The organism is Shouchella patagoniensis (genome assembly GCF_002019705.1).
GTDB lineage: Bacteria > Bacillota > Bacilli > Bacillales > Bacillaceae_D > Shouchella > Shouchella patagoniensis.
The window spans coordinates 1,307,294-1,330,253 of the sequence record NZ_KV917377.1 but is presented as its reverse complement, the minus strand read 5'-3'; the positions used below and the strand labels follow the sequence as shown (position 1 = coordinate 1,330,253).

The following is a 22,960-nucleotide window of genomic DNA, read 5'->3' as shown; positions in this document are numbered from 1 at the left end:
GCAGAGCAAAGACGGGAATCCGTTATCAATCGAGTGGGAGGCACAAGCCTTCAACGAGGGTGGTACCGCGACTACAGTTCGTCCCTTTTAGGGAGGGGCTTTTTTTGTGTTTATTTATAGAGGAGGAAGACAGATGACAAAGGAAATCGAGTTGACGACAGAACAGCTAAAGTTGGTAGATGAACAAGTAGAGGCACTAATGCGTGGGGTTGTAGAAGTGGTGCCAGAAGAGGCTTTTCGTAAAAAAATTGAGAAAAGTGTACGAACAGGCAAGCCGCTAAATATTAAGCTCGGAATGGACCCATCTGCGCCAGATGTTCATATCGGTCATACAGTTGTATTACAAAAGCTACGTCAGTTTCAAGAGTATGGGCATCATATTCAATTGTTAATCGGTGATTTTACTGGCAAAGTAGGAGACCCTACTGGAAAGTCGGAAACACGCAAAGTGCTGACGGATGAACAAGTTAAGCAAAATGCGCAGACTTACGTAGAACAGTATGGCAAAGTACTTAATATGGATAAAACAGAGGTTCTTTACAACTCTCATTGGTTAGGAGAACTTAAGTTTGATGAAGTGCTCAAATTAGCTGGTCAAATGACGGTAGCACGTATGCTTGAGCGAGAAGATTTTAGCAAACGTTACAAAAGTGGCCAACCAATCTCGGTTCATGAGTTTTTCTATCCTCTTATGCAAGGATATGACTCAGTCGCAATGGAAACAGATATTGAAGTTGGAGGTACGGACCAGACGTTTAACTTATTAATGGGCCGTCAACTTCAAGACGCTTATGGAAAAGAGAAGCAAGTGATGTTAACGCTGCCGCTGATTGAAGGGCTTGATGGTGTTCGTAAAATGTCGAAGTCACTTAACAACTATATCGGTATTGATGAAGCACCAAATGAGATTTTTGGGAAATCAATGTCGATCCCAGACGAATTGATGGGGAAATACTTCAAGCTTGCAACAGACTTACCAATGGATGAAATTGCATCACTAGAGCAAGGTTTAGCTAATGGAAGCATTCATCCTCGTGACGCGAAAATGAAACTAGGGCGCAAATTTGTTGAAATGTATCATGGTGAAGAAGCTGCGCAAGAGGCACAACGCTATTTTGAGACTGTATTTCAAAAAAGAGCACTTCCGGATGACATGCCTGAAATTGTTTGGACCGGAGCAAAAGAAGTTTCATTAATTGATTTACTTGTTGAGTTGAACATGCAATCATCAAAAGGTGAAGCACGACGCATGATCCAAGGAGGTGGAGTGAAAGTAAATGAACAGAAACAAGACGATATCCAGACGGTTGTGACAATTGAGGATGAAATGATTATACAAGTAGGGAAGCGGAAATTTACGAAGTTGAAAGTCAATTAATAAACAAGCAGTTCCAGTCAGTTGGAACTGCTTAATTTTCGTTTTAACCGTAAAAAACCCCAGCCAATTTGGCTCGGGGTTCGCTCGTTATTAACGAGAATACCACTCAACGATAAGTGCTTCTGTGATTTCAGCAGGAAGCTCAGAACGCTCTGGGAAACGAGTGTACGTTCCTTCAAGTTTTTCTTCGTCAAATGTTACATATCCTGGCGTAAAGTCGTTCACATCAAGTGATTCTTTTATCGCAGTTAGGTTACGTGAACGCTCACGTAAGCTGATTGTTTGACCAGGTTTTACACGGTAAGATGGGATGTCAACTCGAGAACCGTCAACAAGAATATGACCGTGGTTTACAAGTTGGCGAGCTGCACGACGAGTGCGAGCAAGACCAAGACGGTAAACAAGGTTATCAAGACGTGATTCAAGAAGAATCATGAAGTTTTCACCATGAATACCAGACATTTTACCAGCATCATTAAAAATGCGAACGAATTGACGCTCGTTCACTCCGTACATGTGACGAAGTTTTTGCTTCTCTTGAAGCTGAAGCGCATATTCAGATAGTTTTTTACGTTGGTTCGGGCCGTGCTGACCTGGAGCGTAAGGACGCTTCGCAAGTTCTTTACCAGTGCCGCTTAGTGAAACACCAAGACGACGAGACAGTTTCCAAGATGGACCTGTGTAACGAGACATAGTTAGTCTCCTCCTTGTTATTTTGATGTTGCAAAATAACAACCTGTCAGGCAATCTCTGAATAAAGTCATTCCATTTTCATGTACCATCGCTTCGACAGCTAGAAGTTACGCGATACACCTCATAATCAGCCGCTGAGGAATGAAATGAACAGAAGACAGTTTGCCAAGGGCTGTCACTCACACCGAATAATCATAACGAATTGTGGTTTAATTGTCAACCTTACTAACGAGATAGGGTTCGATCGTTTTGATAAGTTTTTCAAGGTACAATTGGTCAACAGTAGCAAACCTGTTTTTAAGAGGACTGTCAATATCAAGAACAGCTACCACTTCACCATTATGGCGAATAGGTATGACTATTTCTGAATTGGACGCTGCATCGCAAGCAATATGACCAGGAAATTCATGAACGTCGGCAACAAGCATTGTTTTATTTTCAGCTACTGCTGTCCCGCAGACACCTTTACCAATAGAGATGCGGGTGCAGGCGGGCAACCCTTGAAAAGGACCAAGAACTAATCCACCGTCTTTCATGAAATAAAATCCAACCCAGTTGATATCTTTAAGAAACTGGCCGAGGAGGGCGCTCGTATTTGCAAAGTTTGCTAAAGAGTCAGGCTCATCTTCTAGTAATGCAGTCGCTTGCTTAATTAACAATTCATATGCTTTTTCTTCATCTGCTGGATATTGATTTGTTGTGAACATGACACGTTCTCCTTTCGTTTGGCAAAACTCGGGTGAAATCTGCGCTAGATCTGCGCTTTTTGTCTAAAAGTAATTAATAATCTACTGTTTTGTAGACAGGAGTAGTAGGAAAATAAATCGAATACATATACTATAATGCAAAAACTTCGCACGTCAATTTAAAATGTAGAATGGAGGAGACCTAATGAGCGAACATACAAAAGCATCTATAAAAGAAGCTGCGACTACTTTGTTTTATGCGAATAGTTATCACGGAACGTCTGTACGTGATATTGCAAAAGAAGCGGATGTGAATCCTGCGTTAATTTCCTATTATTTTGGTGGGAAACAAGCGTTATTTGAAACGCTTGTCACAGATTTTTTTGAAGGATATGTTGACACGATTGAGCAGGCTTTAAAGCAAAAGCAAACGGAAGCAACAGTCGTATTATCAACAATGATTAAGCGCGTACTTCACTACCAGCAATCGTGTCATTGGCTTGCGCGGATGGCACATCGGGAGATGACTCTTGACTCGACACTTGTACGGGAAGTCATGAGCACTTATCTACGAAAAGAACAGTATTTGCTGGAACAACTTGTCTCGCGGTGTATGGAACAAAACAAGGTAAAGGGAATTCCTGTTGATTTAGTTGTTTTGCAGTTACGCAATATGATGACATTACCTTTTTCATCCCCACAATACTTGAGGGAGCTGTTTATGCTTACTCCAGCAGATAAACAATTTATTGAACGGTATGTTCGTCACGCCAATTCTTGGATTGCTCAAGTGTTACAAATGCCAGAACGTAGAGTCGTGATGCGAGTTCTAAGTTAAATGATTTCTTTGGCACCTGCCATCAAACCAGTAGCAGAGTGAGCATCGGAACCGTAAATAAGCGGGATGCCCATTTTTTTAGCTTTTTCTGCCACTTTTAAAGGGGGATACGTTTCGCCACAATCAGGCTTTAAAAGACCCGCGCCATTATAGTCGAGTTCAAAGCCTCTTTCTTTTATCGCTTCCAATACTGCTGTTATTTCATTTGTAAAGTCATTAGAAGCGGCAATCTTTTTTTGAAACTTACGGCATAATGTCATATGCCCTATTCTGTTTGGTTTATATTGACCTAAATTTGCGTGAACCGATTGAAGAAGCGTTTGAAAATAAAGCGCATATACGGCATCAACACTTCCAAGAGAATGAGCCATACCTTCAAAAACAGCAGAACTATAATCCATACAATACCATTCACCATGTATGTTTAAAAAGTGGACAGATAAAATGCTGTCATCGAGCGACGGACCTATCTCATTTAAGAGAGAGGTTATTTCTTGTTCGTAACCAGAGATAAAATCTACCTCTAAACCAGCGTGTATGTCCAAAGCTGAGGCATATTCTTTTTTTATTTGGGCGATATCAGAAAGGTAAAAAGCAAGGTCATGGAATTTCATGGCGCTATCTGATTGCGGAGTAGGATCAATGAAATTTGCAGGCAATGGGGCGTGTTCTGTAAATGTAATGGTTTTTAGTCCTAATTTAATTGCTGCTTCACAGTAAGTTGCCCAAGTATCTGCTGAACCATGGGGGCAGTATGGTGAATGAATGTGACTGTCTTGTTGTTGCAACATATGTTCCACTCCATCTTTAATTTTGTCTTTTACAGGAATTTGTCGAAAGGCTATCTGTGGAATCTCCACACAAATTGTCGCTTTCATGGTATTATATTACGTATTAGAATAGGGATAAAGTGTGAGATCGTAGATAACGACAAATGAATTGGGACAAGCAGCGGCAGAGAGGAGTTTCATGTGGATATATTTGTGACAATCATAATTATTCTATTGGTGTTAATTACAATAGGAACAGTTGCTAGTATCTTTATTAGGCGGCACTTACATAAAGCAGTTGATGAACTAGATGAGCGGAAAATGAACATATTAAACCGAAATATATCGGATGAGATTTCCAAAGTGAAAAAACTGCGTATGGCTGGGGAAACAGAACAGAAGTTTGAAGCTTGGCGCAAAGATTGGGATGAGATTATTGAAACCATTTTGCCTAGCATTGAAGAGCAGCTGCTAGAGGTTGAAGAGTTTGCAGGAAAATATCGCATTCGTAAAGCTAAAGATCAGTTAACTTGGGTTGAAAACCGAATGGTTACTGTTGAACAACAGCTTGATATGATGGTTGAAGACATTGAACATTTGGTGTCTGCAGAGAAAAAGAATCGTGCCGAAATAACAGATATTAAACAGACTTATCATAAACTGTCAAGCGACCTTTTAAAACGTAGAGGTTCTTTTGGAGAAGCAATCCAAGCTTTGGATACAGTAATGGCTAAAGTTAAACGAACGCTCGTTTCCTTTGAAGAATCAACAGAAAATGGAAGTTATTTACAAGCGAGAAAGCAACTTCTGGAAATGTCGAACGAATTAGAAGAAGTAAATACAAAAATGGAACGTTTGCCTCAATTGTTAATCCAGGCAAAGTCAACGCTCCCAAGTGATTTAAATAACTTGCAAATGGGCATCAAGCAAATGGAAGAGGATGGCTACCACTTGACATCTTTTTCATTTGGAACCCGGATTGAGCAGTTTAATGAGGATGTAGATCGTTCGTATGAATTATTGAAAGAACTTCAAGTAGACGAAGCTGCTGTTAATTTGGAAGCCGTTCATACAGGAATAGAGCAAATTTACGAGAACTTAGAAGCTGAAGTAACCTATAAGAACAAATTACATGAACAATTACCTGTTTTAAAAGAAAAAGTAGGTAAGGCTAGTGAAATGATGCAGCAGTTGTTGCATGAAACGATGCATGTACAAAAAAGCTACTTAATCGCTGAAGAAGAAACTCATTTGCAACATGCTTTGCAAAAAGATCTGACTCAAGTGCAGAATCAATTAAATGTTATTGTCGATGTTACTGAAAACCAAAATCAGACGTTTTCTTCAATATTTGAGATGTGTGAAGAGTGGTTAAAGTATATGGATCAATTAACGAATGGAATTGCTGAAAGTGTGAATCGATTAAAGCGGTTGCGAAAAGATGAATTAAAGGCAAAAGCAACAGTGAGTCGTTTGCGCGAAGTGATGCTTGAAACAAAGCGGGTTTTGCATAAAAGCAATCTTCCAGGTGTTCCAGTTTCTCACTTAGAGTCTCTCGCTAAAGCTGAAAATAAGGTAGTGGAAGCTCAAGAAGGCCTTAGGCAATTACCGCTTGAAATGGAATCTGTCGAAAAGCTTGTTGAAGAAGCGATTCTAGAAGTAGAGAAAAATACGGAAGAAATAAATGAAATTGTAAAAAAAGCTCGGTTGGCTGAATTATCGATTCAATACAGCAACCGCTATCGAATGCAAGATGACTCTGTTAGAACTGCGTTAGACGAAGCGGAAGAAGCCTTTTTGCGTTATGAATACGAATATGCAATTGAGCTAGTCCAAGCAGCAGTAAGGGAATATGAACCGGATTTGCTTAACAAAGTTACAAAGCATATGAGTGCTTAAAAAAAGCGCAGTTTCCCGGAAACTGCGCTTTTTTATGTAAACGAACAAGAGGATATGCTAAGATATCCGAGGTAAGTCTTATAAATTTTGATGTAATTATGAAAAAGGAGTACAACCATAACAATGATTTATCTTGATAATAGTGCAACAACACGACCATATCCAGAAGTGTTGGCATTATACACGAAGTTGTCAAATGAATATTTTGGCAATCCATCTTCCTTGCATACGCTTGGAATGGAAGCGGAAAAGATCTTAAATCAAGCTAGGAAAAAAATGGCCGCGTTTCTTGAATGTTCAAGTAACCAACTTGTTTTCACTTCTGGTGGAACTGAAGCTAACGCGTTGGCGCTTTACGGCACGGTGAAGCGTCATTCGTATGCTCATATAATTACAACAACGGTTGAACATGCTTCTGTATACGAAAACTTACAAGCATTGGAACAAAGTGGTTACGATGTGACGTATCTTCAAGCTGATCAGTTTGGTCGTGTTACAGTGGATCAAGTGAAGGAAGCAATTCAACCAAGTACGGTCCTTGTCAGTATTGGTCATGTTCAAGGAGAGTTAGGAACGATTCAACCGATTGAAGAGATTGGGAAAGCTTTGCAATCGTATCCACAAATTAAATTTCATGTCGATGCTGTTCAAAGTTTGTTGAAGGTACCTTTTTCGATAATAGAAGCAGGTATTGATTTAATGACATTGTCTGCACACAAAGTTCACGGTACAAAAGGGACCGGCTTGCTCTTTTCTAAAAACCCAAAAACATTAGAAAGTATGACAAAAGGGGGCAGTCAAGAACAAATGCTGCGTCCTGGCACGGAAAATACAGCTGGAATTGCTTGTTTTGCAAAGGCAATTAGCAAATCAGCCCAAAAAGCTGTATACGAACAAAAACGTCTTAAACAATTGACGAGGCATTTGCGTAGTGAGCTTGAACAAATAAAGGGAGTACGAATTAATACGCCTAAAGAAGGTACGGCTCCTCATATTCTTAATTTATCAATCCCAGGTGTGAAGGCAGAAGTGCTTGTTCAAGCATTGGGGTATGAAAAGATATATGTTTCTACTCAGTCTGCATGTTCAACGAAAACGGGTAAGCCTAGTCGTATCTTACTTGGTTGTGGATTAAATGAAGACAGAGCTAGAAGTTCAATTCGCATTAGCTTATCTTTTGAAACGAAGAAGGAAGAAATAGATCTTTGTATAGAAACATTGCACTCAATCATACCGAAGTTACAGGAGGTAATGAAATAGATGAAGATGGACCATATTCTTGTTCGTTACGGCGAACTTGCTTTAAAAGGAAAAAATAGAAGCCATTTTGAAAAAGTGTTACTAGCGAATATTCGTTACGTCTTAAAACCATTTGAAGGAGTAAAGGCGAAGCGAACTTTTGGAAGAATTGTTGTAGAACTTCATGATACTGACTACGTTCCCATTATTGAAGCATTAGCAAGGGTATCTGGTATTCAATCCTACAGTTTAGCAGTGCGGGTTGAAAGTGATTTAGATGTTATACAACAAGGAGCATTATATTTATTAACCGAACATAATAAGGGTTCAAAAACGTTTAAGGTTTCAGCTAGAAGAGCGTACAAGCAATTCCCAATTGGTTCTCAGGAACTTAATCAATTAGTTGGAGGATTTATTCTAAGATCACTTGATGGCGAAATAGGAGTCAATGTTCATCATCCTGACACGGAGATTGTGATAGATGTAAGAGAATCCGGTACGTATATTACAGCTGGTGCATATAAAGGCGCTAAAGGCTTGCCTGTTGGGACAAGTGGAAGAGTTCTTCATATGCTTTCAGGTGGAATTGATTCGCCAGTTGCTGCTCATATGATGATGAACAGAGGGACAGAAATTGAAATGTTGCACTTTCATAGCCCACCGTATACGAATGAACGTGCGAGACAAAAAGTACTTGATTTAACAAAAGAACTATCCAAATATGGACGCTCAATTAAGGTTCATCTTGTTCCTTTTACGGATATTCAAACGCATATTCATAAAGAAGTACCATCAAACCTTGAAATGACGATTATGAGGCGGATGATGTTGCGAATAGCAGGACAAATCGCAGAGAATAGAAAGATCCTTGCTATATCGAATGGTGAAAGTCTAGGACAAGTAGCTTCGCAAACACTTGAGAGTATGAATACTATAAATGAGGTTACGAACATACCGGTTTTACGTCCCTTACTTGCTATTGATAAAGAAGAAACGATTCGTTATGCAAAAGAGATCGGGACATATGAAATTTCAATTCTTCCTTATGAAGACTGTTGCACGATATTTTTACCAACAGATTCGAAAACAAAACCTAAACGGGAAAAGGCTAATAAATTTGAACAATATGTAGAGATTGAATCAAAATGCGCAGAGGCAGTTGCCGCTGTTGAAACGGTTCAAATATCCTCCGATAGTTTTAATTCAGAGCTAGAGAATTTATTTTAAAAAATTTCCAGTTAAATTGCATGCATGATCTTTTCTTTTTCGTACATTCTATAAGTACCGAAGGAGGTGAGACACATGGCAAACAGCTCAAACAACTTAGTTGTACCTGGCGTTCAACAAGCTCTTGATCAAATGAAATACGAAATCGCTTCTGAATTCGGGGTTAACCTAGGACCAGATTCTACTTCACGCGCTAACGGATCTGTTGGTGGCGAAATTACGAAACGTCTTGTCGCTCAAGCTGAGCAACAAATGGGTGGTTATCAAAAATAATTTTATATGAATGGCTAGGAGCAGGGGAAACCCTGCTCCTTTTCAATTGTTTTTATCAGAACAAATTAGGTGATATACTGGGCTAAAGTGAAAGGAGGATCTTGGTGGGGACATTATGGTATAATGGCATTTTTTATTCGATGGCTTATGAAGGAGACAAAGCGTCTGCCCTTTATGAAGAAGATGGAAAGATTATTGATATTGGGACAAAAAAGGATCTATTTAAAAAATGGGAGAAGAAGGCTATACATAAACGTAATGTAAACGGTGCTGTTGTATTCCCTGGGTTTGTGGACAGTCATTTGCATCTAATTGCCCATGGGGAAAAACTGTTGCGTTTGGATTTATCGAGAACGAACTCAAAGGAAGAAGCGCTTATTTTACTTGCAGCAGAAAACACAGCAATACAAGGTGAATGGATAGAAGCGCTTGGATGGAATGAACACAATGATCCAAATTTCGAAACCCTTTCATTAGAAGATTTAAATCAAATAAGCGAAGAGCATCCGGTTTTTGTGATGAGAATTTGTCGTCATGCTGCATTTGTCAATCAAACCGCATTAGATTTAGCTGGAATTAATGAACATACAAAAGATCCAGTCGGTGGAAGAATTGAACGTGACGAAAATGGAAAGCCGACGGGAATTCTTCATGATCAAGCTGTCACTATAGTACAAGAATGTATGCCTAAGCTTTCAAAAAAAGTTGTAAAACGTGCATTAGAGGCAGCTATCAAGGACTGCCATCAGCACGGATTAACAGGCGGACATAGTGAGGATTTGCATTATTATAATGGTCTGGCAGAGACTATAAATGTGTATGAAGAGACGATTCCACATAATCCATTTCGGGCTCATTTGCTCATTCATCATGAGGAAATAACTGCATTTGACCAGTCAGGATTTGTAAATGATTTAAAAGTTAATCCTTATATTGAGCTGGGTACATTAAAAATTTTTGCTGATGGTGCTTTGGGTGGGAGAACAGCTGCGTTAAGTACCCCTTACTCGGATGATCCACAGGCGACTGGATTAGTTATTCATACACAAGAAAAATTAAATGATCTTGTACGCCAAGCAAGAGAACGTCATTTAGGGGTGGCAATTCATGTTATAGGGGATGCCGCACTAGAAATGGCACTGAATGCAATTGAGGCTAGTCCAACAAAGGCGATGAGAGATCGATTAATCCATGTGCAAGTTGCACGACCTGATTTAATAGAGCGAATGAAACGATTAAAGCTAATTGTCGATATTCAACCTCGTTTTGTGGTGTCTGATTTTCCATGGGTAGAAAATCGCCTTGGTACTGAGAGGCTTGCGTACTCGTTTGCTTGGAAAACTTTGTTCACTAATGGTATAAACTGTGCTGGCGGCTCAGATGCACCAATTGAACCTGTTGAGCCATTGCTTGGAATTTATGCTGCAGTAGCGAGACGTGATGTGACTGAAGCGCATGAGGGCTATGGACCTAGTGAGAAATTGTCGCCATTTGAAGCAGTTGCGTTATTTACAAAAGGAAGCGCATATGCGATCGGTAAAGAGAAAAGCCGAGGTCAGCTAAAACCTGGGTATGATGCCGATATGACAATTGTAGATCGAGATTTACTTACTTGCTCTGTTGAAGAGATTGCAACAGCGAACGTAATAGCGACAGTTGTGGATGGCAAAATAGTCTATGAGCGAAATTAATATTCATATGGAGGGGGCACGAAACAGATGAAAGCTAGAAGGTGGGTTGCACTAGGGATTGGTTTATTTGTTTTATTATTTTCGTTAATAACGACAGTCTCTTTTGCATTTAATACATACTCTTCAACAACAGAAGCCTTTTTTGGTGGGAGTGAGGAAAAAATTGTGCGTCAAGGGGATACAAGTGGGACAATTGCATTATTGGAAGTAAATGGGCCAATTATTAATTCGGGAGAACCAGGTATTTTTGATAATAACGGTTACAATCACACTACTTTCTTAAATGATCTCCACAAAGCGATGAATCGTGCCGATGTCGAAGGGATTATTATTCATGTAGATACTCCAGGTGGTGGTGTACTTGAATCAGCAGAAATCCACAGAGCAGTTGTCGAGGCGCAGACGATTAAAGATAAGCCCGTCTATATATCAATGGGTGGAATGGCGGCATCTGGGGGCTATTATTTAGCGGCTCCTGCAGAGAAGATCTATGCAAACCCACAAACGTTAACGGGTTCTATTGGTGTTATTATGAGTTCAATGAATATTACTGATCTTCTTGATAATCTTGGAATTGAAGAACATGTTTATAAAAGTGGACCTTATAAAGATATGATGTCGCCTACTCGTGAGCCACTTGAAGAAGAAGATGAAATCATTCAGTCCATCGTCGATGAATACTATGATGAATTCGTTTCAATTATCGCAGAAGGGCGAGACATGGATGAAGCTCGAGTTCGTGAATTAGGTGATGGGCGAATTTTTACAGGAAATCAAGCGCTAGAAGAAGGCTTAATTGACAGTTTAGGTAGTCTTGATGATGTTATCGATGACATGCAGACTGATCTTGGTCGGAACTATCAAGTCGTTACAACGAGTCAATTCGAAAGTTTTGGAAGTTTATTTGGTCTCGCTGCAAATCAGCTTTTTGGAGATAAAGAACCCGAACAAAAGCTGCATGAATTTAATCAACCAAGAGCTTTATATATGTATGATTATGAGTGAGGGGGAGTAAGATGGATACACGTCCTTCGGTCAGAACGGTAAGACCAAAGCGTTACTTACGAAATCAGCCTGTCCAAACGGTAGAAGACGATCACGTGCAAATTAATCAACAAGAAGTCCGTTATGCAGGTTTTTGGATGAGGTTTTGGGCATTTATATTTGATTTATTGATTATCAGCAGTATAAACGCAGCATTGGTGGGAACTTGGCTCCCTTTTGTACAAGTAGATGGAACCTTTACTACGTTTTTAGCAACCATGGTCCTTGTTCCTTCCCTTCTGTATGCTTGTTTGTTTTTCATTTACTTTTCTCTGATGACGAAGTTTTTTGGGCAAACATTAGGGAAAATGATTTTTGGTCTAAAAGTCGTGTCAAAAGATGGAGACCATTTAACGTGGGGAACTATTTTTTTTCGTGAAGGTGTTGGTCGATTCTTGCATCAGACTCCTTTGTTTGGAAACTTCTTCTTAATCTTATATATAGTTGTTGCATGTACACCAAAAAAACAAGGCATTCACGATTTATTCGCTGATACGTATGTCATACATTGTTAAAAAATAACTAGCCGAGAGATCGGCTGGTTATTTTTTGCATTTCTGCATATAGTAACGAGCAAAGGAGGCATAGGCTATGCATCTTTGGATACTATATGGAACGACCTTGTTCGTTGCGCTTGCTGTCTGTATTTTAGCTATAAGAGTTCAAATTAGTTGCATCTATACTAGACAGCATAAAGAAGATTTATTGGAAGTATATGTACGAGTGTTAGGGATGAAGGTTTTTGAGTTAAAAGCGCCGATCATGGAATTAAATCTTTCTAATCAAACCTTTTCCTTTACTGAAGAAGAACGAAATTTAGGGAAAGAACAAGTAAAAAAGAAAAAGTGGTCTTTCTCAACAATAAAAAAATTTATCCAAAAAAGTCGTGAATGGTTAAGACATTTTCCTAAGTTTAAGCATAGAGCAGAAGCATTTTTGAGAAAAGTAACGGTTACTTCATTCACTTGGCATACTGAATTAGGCACTGGTGATGCTGCACGAACGGCGCAATTAGCAGGAATGCTTTGGGGAGTAAAAGGGTTTTTATTAGGGTGGGTCACGCACAGACTCAATTGGCAAGCTCATAACGAACTTGCGGTTCATCCTCATTTTCAAGCTATGGGCTTTGCTGTTTCTTTTTCATGCATAGCTTCGTTTCGCCTCGGGCACGTTATATATACAGGTCTGTTGATTGCACTTGGCTACAGGTCTAGGAAAAAGAATTCCAACCAAACTGCTAACGCGCAAGCGCTATAAAAGGGTTGGATTGTAAAAGGGGCGAAAGCAATGTCAGAACATCCAATACAAGGTTTAATGAAAACTGCGATGGAAAACATTAAGGCAATGGCAGATGTGAATACCATTGTGGGTGACCCAGTCGAGACACCTGATGGTAGTATTATAATGCCTGTATCAAAAGTAGGTTTTGGTTTTGCTGCAGGTGGGAGCGAATTTTATACAGAACATTCCCATTCGCATGAAGAGCCAGAGCATCCTTTTGGTGGTGGTAGTGGTGGGGGTGTCTCAATTACGCCAATTGCATTTCTTGTGGTAAATAGCAAGGGGATTAATATGGTTCATTTAGATAGTTCCACCCATTTGTATGATCGTTTGCTTGATTTAGCTCCTCAAGCATTTGAGAAGATCCAACATATGCTTAGGCATGAAGATGAAACACCGCATCATACGACTCATAAACCATATGAAGATCCACTCGTTTAAAAAAGATGTTCAAGTGGAATACATCAGCTTGTCGATTAAGTCTCTTTAGAATGAGACTGTCGACAAGCTTTTTTTGATGAATCACTAGTTAAGGCTTAGTTTCATTTGTTCTCACAAAAACTTCAATTTTTGTAGTGGTGAGAATGACGACCTTGGAATGCGGGATTTATTTACTTAGTAAATTATAAGATAAGTCTGTCCTACTTCACTTAAGCTAAAAATACCGATGAGACAAATGCTTTATCGGTATTATTCTAAGGTCTGGAGAGTTCCAATAGCACTCTATTGTTATCTATCTATTCATAATCAATGTCTGCAATTCGTCGGATATTTAATCGTTTAAGCTTGCGATGATGTAGCCAATAATAAGAGAGGATGGCAACTATGACAATGATTGCGGAAATAATGTACATAACTGAAAACCCGAATCCTGCTACGGTAAATCCAAGAATATAAGAACCTACTCCAATACCTAGATCGTACAAAATATAAAACGTACTTGTAGCTTGTACAGCTTGTTTTCTAGAAACAGATTGAACGGCTAAAGTTTGAAAGCTTGGAAGAACGGAACCAAAACCGGCACCCATTAAAACTGCGGCAAGCAGAAATATAAATAGACTAGAAGCTTGTGATAGGAGAACAAGTCCAATTACAAATAGAGCAAGTGTAGGATATAAAACGACGTTTTCCCCAAAGCGATCGAACAGGCGTCCTGTCACAAACCGCGAACCAAGCAAAATAATAGCATAAACAACAAAAAAGAGGCTTGCTGCTGTTTCCATCCCAAGTGACACAGCATATAGCGTGATAAAACTTAGAATACCACCGTAGGCAAATGATGCAAGAGAAGAGCAAAAGCTTACTGACAAAGCCTGGGGGGCAATAAAACGGTTAATGCTCATTGGTTCAGGCGTTTTCTTCTCAGGTTTGTAGACAATAAAGATGGCTAAAAAGAAGCCGGTGGCAGATAAGGCAATGGTTAAAAGAAAGAGACCGGTATAAGTACCGTGTTGAACAATTTGTAGACCAACAACTGGTCCAATAACCATTGCTAAACTCATAAACATGCTGTAATAGCCGACCGCTTCTCCTTGCCGTGTTTTTGGAGCAATCATAATTGCCAAAGCTCCTGCGGCAGTAGTGGCAACACCAAATCCTAACCCCTGTATGAAACGCAAAAAAAGAAGCCATCCAAAGGAAAATGACCAGATGTGCAAAATGGCTGAAACGAACACGACTAAAAATGAAAGCAGTAAGACTTTTTTTTCTCCAAACCGATCAAGCAAAAGCCCTGCGAATAAACGAGCTATGACTGAAGCGGCAATAAACGATCCAACAATTAACCCAACTTGTTGCTCTGTTGCAGAAAAAGCATTAAGAGCGAATAGTGGTAAGGTTGGAATAAATAAGTTGAAAATCATAAACAAAGTAAATGCACTAAAGCATACAAATAAAAATGTTGCTGTCCAAAGCGGCTGCTTTGACATAGTTTCACATCCTTTAATATTTCGATACCCAAAATAAATAAACATACTTACATAGTTTAGAGGGTAATGGGGAAACCGTCAAATAGCCAAGCTTGAAAACAATGGAGGAATCATAAGCGGCTGCCTTGCATTCATATGGATGAAACGAGTAAAATTAAAATGGACATGATGTTTCCAAGGAGGAAGACAAATGACACAAGTTACGTTTAAACAACAACCAGTTACATTAAAAGGTACACAAGTAAAGGTGGGAGATAAAGCACCTAACTTCACTGTATTAGCTAACGATTTATCCGAGGTTAAGCTCGATGATTCAAAAGGAAAAACACGTTTAATTAGTGTGGTTCCATCCATTGATACAGGCGTTTGTGATGCTCAAACTCGTCGCTTTAATGAAGAAGCAGCAAGTTTAGAAAATACGGTTGTTCTAACAATAAGTGTAGATTTACCGTTTGCACAAAAACGTTGGTGTGCGGCTGAAGGAATTGAGAATGTCCAAACATTATCTGATCATCGCGATCTTTCTTTTGGAGAAGCGTATGGTGTTGCAATAGAAGAATTAAGACTTCTTGCACGGTCGGTTTTTGTTGTAGATGCAAATAATCAAGTTGTGTATGCTGAATATGTAAATGAAGTAAGTGAACATCCCAATTATGATGCTGCAATTGAAGCTGCAAAAAAAGCGTAATGAGCAGTCCACTGCAAAAGCAGTGGACTTTGTTTTTGGAATTCTGTACAATACATGGCAGATATTTGGACGAAAAAGAAGGTGGAGTATATGGAATCAACAAATGTAACCCTGTTGTTTGATTATTTAGATAAAACGTCAGAGCTCTTACAACAAGAGTTAGAATTAACATATTTGGATGCGTTGGCAGAAGCTGGCGATAACTTATTTGAAGAAAGTATTTTACAAGAAGTAACTCCTCAAGTGGAAGACAAGTTAATCAATATATTAAATGAAGTAAAACAATTAGAATGGACGAAAGAAGATATTCGTAAGGCTTTTCAGCTTGCTGGAATAAAAGGGATGCGAGGCGCTGTTCAATCTAATCATTCCATGACGCCCGATGCGGTTAGCCTCTATATAAGTTACCTTGTTAACAAATTGGTAGACAAGACGAATGAACCAATTTTGCTTGATTTAGCAGTTGGTTCGGGAAATCTCTTGTTTACTATTAATAATCATGGAACTAAAGCGTTTGAAGCCTATGGATTTGAAGTTGATGAGACGTTATTGAAAAATGCATTTTCCAGTGCAAATTTACAAAAACATGAGATTAGCTTATACCATCAAGATAGTTTGCAAATTGTTCCTCCAAAAGCAGATATTGTTGTTAGTGACTTACCCATTGGTTATTATCCCAAAGATGATGTAGCAGAGAATTTTGAATTACGAGCTTTAGAAGGACATTCGTATATACATCATCTAATGATTGAACAAGCGATTCGCTCTTTACATCCAGGAGGATTTGCGGTGCTCTTAATTCCGTACTTTTTGTTTGAAAGTGATCAGGCAGAGGTGCTGAATAAATACGTAAAACAAGAAGCAGTTATTTTAGGTTTGCTTCAGCTTCCTTCATCAATGTTTTCTAATAAACAGCAGCAGAAAAGCATTTTATTGCTACAAAAAAAGGCGGAAAACATTCAAATTCCTCGTCAGGCCTTGCTTGCGGAGCTACCTGCGTTTTCGAACGCTGAAGCAATGCAAGATATGATGGGACGTATTAACAACTGGTTTAAAGAACAACTTGGACGCTAGGATTTCCTAGCGTTTTTTTGCGTCTATTTAATGTCTTAATTAACGCTATTTTTCCACTACTTTAATGTATGCGCTTAACTATATATGCCCGCTTGAAATAAGCCTCTGGCAATGCTTAAATGGAATAGGAGTATAGTGTTTAGACAGAAAAAGGAGTGCGAGAGAACCATGGCTAAAATTATTGCAATTAATGCGGGAAGCTCATCCCTTAAATTCCAGCTTTTGTCGATGCCTGAAGAGGATGTCATCACAAAAGGCTTGGTGGAGCGAATCGGTTTGCAAGACGGCGTATTTTCAATAGAAGCGAATGGTGAAGACCATTCGGTTACAACGGATATTCCTGATCATGCTGCAGCAGTAAAGATTTTGCTTGAGAAATTGACAAGCTTAAATATTATTACTTCTTTAAATGAAATCGAAGGCATTGGCCATCGTGTTGTTCATGGTGGTGAAAAGTTTAATGACTCTGTATTGATTACAGATGACGTGCTTGCTGGCATCGAAGAAGTGTCTGAACTGGCGCCGCTTCATAATCCAGCAAATATTACGGGGATAAAAGCGTTTAAAAAAGTGCTTCCTAATGTACCTGCAGTGGCTGTATTTGACACAGCATTTCACCAGACTATGCCAGAGAGTGCTTATTTATACAGCTTGCCGTATGAGTATTATGAAAAATATGGGGTCCGTAAATATGGGTTTCACGGTACTTCTCATAAATATGTTTCGCAGCGCGCTGCTGAATTGTTGGAACAGCCTCTCGAAGATCTTCGCATTTTATCTTGCCACCTAGGAAATGGTGCAAGCATTGCTGCGATTAAAGGTGGAGAATCAATCGATACCTCCATGGGCTTCACCCCACTTGCAGGTGTTACTATGGGGACTCGTTCTGGAAACATTGATCCGGCCTTGATTCCATATATCATGGAAAAAACAGGTCAAACTGTTGAAGAGGTTGTTTCGACATTAAATAAACGCAGTGGATTGCTTGGTATTACTGGTTTCTCAAGTGATCTGCGTGATATTGAATCACAAGCTGAGGAAGGCAATGAGCGCGCTCAAGTGGCATTAGATGTGTTTACATCCCGAATCCATAAGTATGTAGGTTCTTATGCTGCGAGAATGGGTGGAATTGATGCGATTGTCTTTACTGCTGGAATTGGTGAAAATAGTTCAACCATCCGTGAGCGTGTTTTAAAGGGACTTGAATTTATGGGTGTTGAAGCGGACCTTTCTAAAAATAATGTACGTGGAAAAGAAGCGTTTCTTAACACTGACACTTCTAAAGTGAAAATCATTATTATTCCAACAAACGAAGAAGTAATGATTGCACGTGACACGGTTCGTTTAACTTAATGAAGAAGGTGCTAGGTTATTGCCTAGCCCTTTTTTTATTTATATCAAAACGAGAAAAAATGATTTTCGTGTTTTGCCTTTTTATGGATCGTCAGCTAAGATAAAGAAGTGGAGGTGAGTAGCCTTATGACATTAAATGGATTTTATATGATACGGGAACGTGAAGTGAAGCAAGCAGCAAATGGATCACTCTATGCAAACTTTGTCCTTCAACAACAGCATACGCTCTTATCTGCAAAGCTATGGGATATAACTGATGAACAACAAGAGAAATTTGTTCCAAAAGCCGTAGTGAAAGTAGAAGGGAACGTGGAGGTATTTAGATCAAAGAAGCAGTTGACGATCCAAAAAATTCGTTTAGCTGTAGATGAAGACAAAGTAAATCGAACTGAATTAATTTCGAAGAAAGGCTTGTCACGTGAAGATCTATGGCATGAACTAAGAATGATGATGGACGAAGTAGAATCTCCTATTTTACAAGCGATCATTAAACAGATTTATGGCAACCGATCCATTCGTGACCGATTGACGACAATTCCAGCAGCAAAAAAATTACATCATGCTTATTATGCAGGCTTACTTGAACAAATTGTAGAACTTATGTATGTTGCTTTGCAGTTACTTCCTCTTTACCAACATGTACAAAAGGATATTGCACTCACTCTTTGTTTATTAGGTGATATTGGAAAAGTACATGCATTAAAAGATCCTTTGGCACCTGAATATACAGATGCGGGTGAGTTAATGGGCCAGCTTGTTCTGAGTATTGAAATCATCAACGAAGCTGCTTTAGAGCAGGCAATTGAAATTAGTTCTCCAGAGCTAATGGCAGTAAAACATGGAATACTAGCACAGTATGATCAGTCAGAAGGGGGCGCAGTTCAACCCAAAACGGCCGAGGCGTTGTTCTACTATTATGTGAAACGAATGAATACCGATTTGCGTGTGCTTGAACATGCTCAGACAGAAGGCTCATCTTTCTCATACATTGATTTATTTAAACGAAAAATGTTCGTTCAATCAGATCAAACAAAGGAGAACGATGATGAATTACATTAATAGAATGGAACTGCAAATAAATCAATACGAAAGTAAATTAGAGCAGAATGCCAAGCAATTCCATTACAAAATTAAAAGTCAAAAGGCAGTCGAATGGCTTTCGCAAGCTGAGCCCCTCCTTATTCAAATACATCAATTATTGCATCAAGAATACGGGCAGCTGGCATTAGTACATAAGCCAATCATTACTTTCGACGCGAGTAGCAAGGAAGTGATGGATTATGAGAATGCTTTGGAAAAGGATATGGCCCGAATGAGGCTTCAAGCATTTGGACAAGGTTTTTTTCTTGCAAAAAATAATAGAAGAATGGTTGCAGACGTCCCTCTTCAACTGTTTCTTTCGAGTAGGGTCATTTCACGAATGGCTCATTCATATGGATTTACCCTTGATTCTCCTTTCGAGTCAATGTATGCAATGAGGCTGCTGAATTATTCGTTGTTGCCTAATCATGTCAAGCGAGCAGAGTGGGAGCTTCTTTTTATGGAGGTAATTGAACATGAGCAAGGTCAACCTTTTTATCGGGTAAAGGATGATGTGATAAATGAAGAGATTGTGTATGCTTTTGCTCTTCAATCATTAAAATGGGGATTGGTAAATTGCATAAACTATACAAAAGTACCTGGGAAGCGTCTTGCGGCCGGAATGGTATCAAGTACGTCATCTTATCGACAAGTACAGACCGTTATACGTGATGCACAAAGATTTTATCAGAAGCGTTGGCTGTGGCGACGAACATAGTCCTTTTTTCGGTTTGAGGATTCCTTTTAAAGTGAAACGAAAAATAAAAAATTGTTGTAGGAATCCTCTTGCCAAACTAGCAGAAGGCTGTTAAAGTAATGTATATTAATAAATAAAAGAAATTTTTTATGCGGAGCGGGAGTTGTCTCCCGATTATTTTTTAATTGTTTATGTATAAAAATAATAAAAAAAGAATTATTATTCATTTCGGAGGGGATTCAAATGGCGAAAGAAAAAGTGGTTTTGGCATATTCTGGAGGTCTTGATACATCAGTTGCGGTTAAGTGGTTAACAGACAAAGGCTATGACGTTATTGCAGTTGGTCTTGATGTAGGCGAGGGGAAGGACCTTGAATTTGTTAAACAAAAAGCACTTACTGTTGGTGCTATTCAATCATATACAATTGATGCAAAAAAAGAATATGCGGAAAGCTTTGTCCTTCCTGCACTACAAGCACATGCGCTTTATGAACAAAAGTATCCGCTTGTATCAGCATTGTCTCGTCCACTTATCTCAAAAAAATTAGTGGAGATCGCAGAGCAAACTGGGGCATCGGCTGTTGCGCATGGTTGCACTGGGAAAGGGAATGACCAAGTGCGTTTTGAGGTTTCCATTCAGGCGTTAAATCCAAATTTAAAAGTTCTTGCACCAGTACGTGATTGGGCATGGTCAAGAGATGAAGAAATTGAGTATGCCAAAGCGCATAACATTCCTATTCCAATTGATTTAGATAATCCGTACTCTGTTGACCAAAATCTTTGGGGACGCAGCAATGAGTGTGGGATTCTTGAAGACCCATGGGCAACACCTCCAGAAGGAGCATATGAATTAACTGCACCACTTGAAAAAACGCCTGACACAGCAGATGTGCTTGAGATTTCTTTTGAAAAAGGTGTACCTATTGCGCTTAATGGAAAAGCTTATCCACTTGACGAGCTTATTCTTGAGTTAAATGACGTTGCGGGTAAACATGGTGTTGGAAGAATTGACCATGTTGAGAATCGTCTTGTTGGAATAAAATCACGTGAAGTTTATGAGTGTCCAGGTGCAATGACTCTTATTAAAGCGCATAAAGAATTAGAAGATTTAACACTTCCAAAAGAACTTGCACACTTTAAACCTGTTATCGAGAAGAAATTAACAGAAGTCATTTATGAAGGTCTTTGGTTTTCTAGTCTCCAACCAGCGTTGCTTGCTTTCTTAAAAGAATCGCAACAGCATGTTACTGGTATAGTTCGTGTAAAGCTATTTAAAGGGCATGCGGTGGTTGAAGGTAGAAAGTCTCCTTATTCCCTATACAATGAAAAATTGGCAACATATACGCCAGATGATGAATTTGATCATAATGCAGCAGTAGGTTTTATTTCTCTATGGGGTCTTCCAACCAAAGTGCACAGCATGGTGACAAAGGAGAAAAAGGAGGTCACACTGTGAGCAAGCTCTGGGGCGGAAGATTTACAAAATCTGCAGAAGAATGGGTAGACGAATTTGGTGCCTCCATCGGTTTTGATAAGCAGCTTGTGTTTGAAGACATTGAGGGGAGTATCGCTCATGTAACGATGCTTGCAGCTTGTGAGATTGTAACTAAAGAGGAGGCAGAACAAATTAAGGCAGGGTTAAATACACTGCGAAAAAAAGCAGAAGCAGGTACGCTAGCTTTCTCTGTTGCCGAGGAAGATATCCATTTAAACTTGGAGAAGCAACTAATTGATGAAATTGGGCCATTAGGAGGAAAGCTGCATACTGGCAGAAGCCGAAACGACCAAGTAGCAACAGATATGCATTTATATTTAACAAAAGAGACAAAAGTTATTATGGAAGCTGTCCGTGCAGTGCAAGAAGCACTCACGAAACAGGCAGAGCTTCATGTTGAAACGCTTATTCCAGGATATACACATCTTCAACGTGCTCAACCTGTTTCATTTGCCCATCATCTCCTTGCTTACTTTTGGATGCTTGAGCGTGACTATGGTCGTCTTAAAGATAGTTTAAAGCGAGTTAATATGTCCCCGCTTGGTGCGGGTGCTTTAGCTGGAACGACATTTCCAATCGATCGGAACTTATCTGCTGAATTACTTGGCTTTGATGGGATTTATGAGAACAGTTTAGATGCCGTTAGCGATCGAGATTTTATAGTTGAATTTCTCAGCGCATCTTCAACCTTGATGATGCATTTATCAAGATTATGCGAAGAGCTTATTTTGTGGTCTTCCCAAGAATTTCAATTTATTGAGATGGATGATGCATTTGCAACAGGATCGAGCATTATGCCTCAAAAGAAAAACCCAGATATGGCTGAGTTGATTCGTGGAAAAACTGGACGTGTCTATGGCAATTTGTTTGGTTTATTAACGACACTTAAGGGCTTGCCGCTGGCGTATAATAAAGACATGCAAGAAGACAAAGAAGGCATGTTTGATACTGTACAAACGGTTAAAGGTTCCTTACGGATTTTTGCTGGTATGATTGAAACAATGACTGTTAAGCAGGAAACAATGGAGAAGGCAGTGGCGCAAGATTTTTCAAATGCAACAGAGTTAGCAGATTACTTGGCGACAAAAGGAATGCCTTTCCGTGAGGCTCATGAAGTGGTGGGTAAACTTGTTTTGACTGCGATTCAGCAAGACATGTTCTTACTCGATTTAAAAATGGAAGACTATAAACAAGCAAGTTATTTATTCGAAACAGACATTTATGAAGTTTTACAACCAAAAACGGTGGTGGCGCGCAGAAATAGTGCAGGGGGAACTGGCTTTACACAAGTGAAAAAAGCGTTAGATAAAGCCTATGTAATCCTTGGAGCTGTATCAAAGAAATAAACCCTCTTTTGGAGGGTTTATTTCTTTTTATTGAGACAGACTAGTGACAAGGAGGCGATCAAATGAAAAAAGAGCAAGAAGGTAATAAGGATACACAATGGGAAGAAGGAGAGCATATCTCTCATGATCAATTGCTTGCATCCTATGCTCAAGGAACGGCAGATGAACAAGTAAAAGCACCAAAGGGAGATAAGGAAAGGTAATTGTGCTTCATGCTAGATTTAATGAGTCTTATAACCTTAAAGGCAGCATTTGCTGTCTTTTTTTTTGCGTTTGACTAA

At 39.3% G+C, this 22,960-nt stretch carries 23 protein-coding genes and 1 other annotated feature (1 of these 24 only partly in view); of the genes, 19 read left to right on the top strand and 4 right to left on the bottom strand.

What is annotated here, in order from left to right; genetic code table 11:
* Positions 1–89 (top strand) — a binding site (T-box leader) (it extends 113 nt beyond the left edge of the window).
* A 44-nt stretch (positions 90–133) separates the two neighbouring features.
* Complete coding sequence (gene tyrS / locus BK584_RS07130) at positions 134–1,378, top strand: tyrosine--tRNA ligase (RefSeq protein ID WP_078391958.1); 1,245 nt, start codon at positions 134–136, stop codon at positions 1,376–1,378.
* A gap of 90 nt (positions 1,379–1,468) precedes the next feature.
* Here tyrS and rpsD read toward each other — a convergent pair whose 3' ends face one another.
* Both rpsD and BK584_RS07120 read right to left on the bottom strand, forming a co-directional pair.
* Complete coding sequence (gene rpsD, locus BK584_RS07125; protein ID WP_078391957.1) at positions 1,469–2,071, bottom strand: 30S ribosomal protein S4; 603 nt, start codon at positions 2,069–2,071, stop codon at positions 1,469–1,471.
* A gap of 209 nt (positions 2,072–2,280) precedes the next feature.
* The gene (locus BK584_RS07120) at positions 2,281–2,778 is read right to left on the bottom strand and encodes a GAF domain-containing protein (RefSeq protein ID WP_078391956.1); all 498 of its coding nucleotides are present in this window, start codon (positions 2,776–2,778) and stop codon (positions 2,281–2,283) included.
* Positions 2,779–2,962: 184 nt separating this feature from the next.
* Between BK584_RS07120 and refZ the strand changes: the two genes are divergently transcribed.
* Entirely contained in the window at positions 2,963–3,595 is a 633-nt protein-coding gene (gene refZ, locus BK584_RS07115) for a forespore capture DNA-binding protein RefZ (protein WP_078391955.1), read from the top strand.
* Here the strand turns inward: refZ and hisJ are convergent.
* Positions 3,592–4,386, bottom strand: coding sequence for a histidinol-phosphatase HisJ (hisJ, locus tag BK584_RS07110; protein ID WP_078395444.1), 795 nt, complete (start codon positions 4,384–4,386; stop codon positions 3,592–3,594). The two genes, refZ and hisJ, sit on opposite strands and share 4 nt — an antisense overlap.
* A gap of 180 nt (positions 4,387–4,566) precedes the next feature.
* On the opposite strand from hisJ, the gene ezrA reads away from it, so the two are divergent.
* The 9 genes from ezrA to ytfJ all read left to right on the top strand — a co-directional run bounded on the left by ezrA (position 4,567) and on the right by ytfJ (position 13,460).
* Entirely contained in the window at positions 4,567–6,264 is a 1,698-nt protein-coding gene (gene ezrA / locus BK584_RS07105) for a septation ring formation regulator EzrA (RefSeq protein ID WP_169871108.1), read from the top strand.
* Positions 6,265–6,387: 123 nt separating this feature from the next.
* Positions 6,388–7,524 carry a cysteine desulfurase family protein gene (locus BK584_RS07100; protein WP_078391953.1) on the top strand — a complete coding sequence of 379 codons (1,137 nt, stop codon included), beginning with the start codon at positions 6,388–6,390 and terminating at the stop codon, positions 7,522–7,524.
* Positions 7,525–8,730 (top strand): tRNA uracil 4-sulfurtransferase ThiI, encoded by a 1,206-nt coding sequence (gene thiI, locus BK584_RS07095; protein ID WP_078391952.1) that lies wholly within the window; start codon positions 7,525–7,527, stop codon positions 8,728–8,730. It abuts the gene before it with no gap.
* A 75-nt stretch (positions 8,731–8,805) separates the two neighbouring features.
* On the top strand, positions 8,806–9,003 hold the full coding sequence (locus BK584_RS07090; RefSeq protein ID WP_054706411.1) for an alpha/beta-type small acid-soluble spore protein: 198 nt from the start codon (positions 8,806–8,808) through the stop codon (positions 9,001–9,003).
* 104 nt (positions 9,004–9,107) lie between these two features.
* Positions 9,108–10,694, top strand: coding sequence for an amidohydrolase (locus tag BK584_RS07085; RefSeq protein WP_078391951.1), 1,587 nt, complete (start codon positions 9,108–9,110; stop codon positions 10,692–10,694).
* Positions 10,695–10,721: 27 nt separating this feature from the next.
* Positions 10,722–11,699 carry a signal peptide peptidase SppA gene (gene sppA, locus BK584_RS07080; RefSeq protein ID WP_078391950.1) on the top strand — a complete coding sequence of 326 codons (978 nt, stop codon included), beginning with the start codon at positions 10,722–10,724 and terminating at the stop codon, positions 11,697–11,699.
* An 11-nt stretch (positions 11,700–11,710) separates the two neighbouring features.
* Entirely contained in the window at positions 11,711–12,253 is a 543-nt protein-coding gene (locus tag BK584_RS07075; RefSeq protein ID WP_078391949.1) for an RDD family protein, read from the top strand.
* 76 nt (positions 12,254–12,329) lie between these two features.
* Positions 12,330–12,995, top strand: coding sequence for a DUF2953 domain-containing protein (locus BK584_RS07070; RefSeq protein ID WP_078391948.1), 666 nt, complete (start codon positions 12,330–12,332; stop codon positions 12,993–12,995).
* Between the two features lie 30 nt (positions 12,996–13,025).
* Positions 13,026–13,460: a GerW family sporulation protein gene (gene ytfJ, locus BK584_RS07065; RefSeq protein ID WP_078391947.1), complete on the top strand. Its 435-nt coding sequence runs from the start codon at positions 13,026–13,028 to the stop codon at positions 13,458–13,460.
* A gap of 296 nt (positions 13,461–13,756) precedes the next feature.
* Here ytfJ and BK584_RS07060 read toward each other — a convergent pair whose 3' ends face one another.
* The gene (locus BK584_RS07060; protein ID WP_169871106.1) at positions 13,757–14,947 is read right to left on the bottom strand and encodes an MFS transporter; all 1,191 of its coding nucleotides are present in this window, start codon (positions 14,945–14,947) and stop codon (positions 13,757–13,759) included.
* A 190-nt stretch (positions 14,948–15,137) separates the two neighbouring features.
* On the opposite strand from BK584_RS07060, the gene tpx reads away from it, so the two are divergent.
* From tpx to BK584_RS24505, 8 genes are all read left to right on the top strand, one after another.
* A complete protein-coding gene (tpx, locus tag BK584_RS07055) occupies positions 15,138–15,635 on the top strand; it encodes a thiol peroxidase (RefSeq protein WP_078391945.1) in 498 nt (165 codons plus the stop codon).
* A gap of 90 nt (positions 15,636–15,725) precedes the next feature.
* Positions 15,726–16,709 carry a class I SAM-dependent methyltransferase gene (locus tag BK584_RS07050; protein WP_078391944.1) on the top strand — a complete coding sequence of 328 codons (984 nt, stop codon included), beginning with the start codon at positions 15,726–15,728 and terminating at the stop codon, positions 16,707–16,709.
* A gap of 168 nt (positions 16,710–16,877) precedes the next feature.
* Entirely contained in the window at positions 16,878–18,062 is a 1,185-nt protein-coding gene (locus BK584_RS07045; RefSeq protein WP_078391943.1) for an acetate kinase, read from the top strand.
* Between the two features lie 126 nt (positions 18,063–18,188).
* Positions 18,189–19,121 (top strand): CMP-binding protein, encoded by a 933-nt coding sequence (locus BK584_RS07040; protein WP_078391942.1) that lies wholly within the window; start codon positions 18,189–18,191, stop codon positions 19,119–19,121.
* A complete protein-coding gene (locus BK584_RS07035) occupies positions 19,108–19,860 on the top strand; it encodes an EcsC family protein (protein ID WP_169871103.1) in 753 nt (250 codons plus the stop codon). The genes BK584_RS07040 and BK584_RS07035 overlap by 14 nt, the downstream gene beginning before the upstream one ends.
* Positions 19,861–20,082: 222 nt before the next feature.
* Complete coding sequence (locus BK584_RS07030) at positions 20,083–21,294, top strand: argininosuccinate synthase (RefSeq protein WP_078391940.1); 1,212 nt, start codon at positions 20,083–20,085, stop codon at positions 21,292–21,294.
* A complete protein-coding gene (gene argH / locus BK584_RS07025) occupies positions 21,291–22,679 on the top strand; it encodes an argininosuccinate lyase (RefSeq protein WP_078391939.1) in 1,389 nt (462 codons plus the stop codon). The genes BK584_RS07030 and argH overlap by 4 nt, the downstream gene beginning before the upstream one ends.
* Before the next feature lie 62 nt (positions 22,680–22,741).
* Positions 22,742–22,882 (top strand): hypothetical protein, encoded by a 141-nt coding sequence (locus tag BK584_RS24505; RefSeq protein ID WP_169871101.1) that lies wholly within the window; start codon positions 22,742–22,744, stop codon positions 22,880–22,882.
* Positions 22,883–22,960: the final 78 nt, after the last annotated feature.

Coding starts and splice junctions, on each gene's coding strand:
- tyrS (WP_078391958.1), top strand. CDS start 134: ATGACAAAGGAAATCGAGTTGACGACAGAACAGCTAAAGTTGGTAGAT.
- rpsD (WP_078391957.1), bottom strand. CDS start 2,071: ATGTCTCGTTACACAGGTCCATCTTGGAAACTGTCTCGTCGTCTTGGT.
- BK584_RS07120 (WP_078391956.1), bottom strand. CDS start 2,778: ATGTTCACAACAAATCAATATCCAGCAGATGAAGAAAAAGCATATGAA.
- refZ (WP_078391955.1), top strand. CDS start 2,963: ATGAGCGAACATACAAAAGCATCTATAAAAGAAGCTGCGACTACTTTG.
- hisJ (WP_078395444.1), bottom strand. CDS start 4,386: ATGTTGCAACAACAAGACAGTCACATTCATTCACCATACTGCCCCCAT.
- BK584_RS07100 (WP_078391953.1), top strand. CDS start 6,388: ATGATTTATCTTGATAATAGTGCAACAACACGACCATATCCAGAAGTG.
- thiI (WP_078391952.1), top strand. CDS start 7,525: ATGAAGATGGACCATATTCTTGTTCGTTACGGCGAACTTGCTTTAAAA.
- BK584_RS07090 (WP_054706411.1), top strand. CDS start 8,806: ATGGCAAACAGCTCAAACAACTTAGTTGTACCTGGCGTTCAACAAGCT.
- sppA (WP_078391950.1), top strand. CDS start 10,722: ATGAAAGCTAGAAGGTGGGTTGCACTAGGGATTGGTTTATTTGTTTTA.
- BK584_RS07075 (WP_078391949.1), top strand. CDS start 11,711: ATGGATACACGTCCTTCGGTCAGAACGGTAAGACCAAAGCGTTACTTA.
- BK584_RS07070 (WP_078391948.1), top strand. CDS start 12,330: ATGCATCTTTGGATACTATATGGAACGACCTTGTTCGTTGCGCTTGCT.
- ytfJ (WP_078391947.1), top strand. CDS start 13,026: ATGTCAGAACATCCAATACAAGGTTTAATGAAAACTGCGATGGAAAAC.
- BK584_RS07060 (WP_169871106.1), bottom strand. CDS start 14,947: ATGTCAAAGCAGCCGCTTTGGACAGCAACATTTTTATTTGTATGCTTT.
- tpx (WP_078391945.1), top strand. CDS start 15,138: ATGACACAAGTTACGTTTAAACAACAACCAGTTACATTAAAAGGTACA.
- BK584_RS07050 (WP_078391944.1), top strand. CDS start 15,726: ATGGAATCAACAAATGTAACCCTGTTGTTTGATTATTTAGATAAAACG.
- BK584_RS07045 (WP_078391943.1), top strand. CDS start 16,878: ATGGCTAAAATTATTGCAATTAATGCGGGAAGCTCATCCCTTAAATTC.
- BK584_RS07040 (WP_078391942.1), top strand. CDS start 18,189: ATGACATTAAATGGATTTTATATGATACGGGAACGTGAAGTGAAGCAA.
- BK584_RS07035 (WP_169871103.1), top strand. CDS start 19,108: ATGAATTACATTAATAGAATGGAACTGCAAATAAATCAATACGAAAGT.
- BK584_RS07030 (WP_078391940.1), top strand. CDS start 20,083: ATGGCGAAAGAAAAAGTGGTTTTGGCATATTCTGGAGGTCTTGATACA.
- BK584_RS24505 (WP_169871101.1), top strand. CDS start 22,742: ATGAAAAAAGAGCAAGAAGGTAATAAGGATACACAATGGGAAGAAGGA.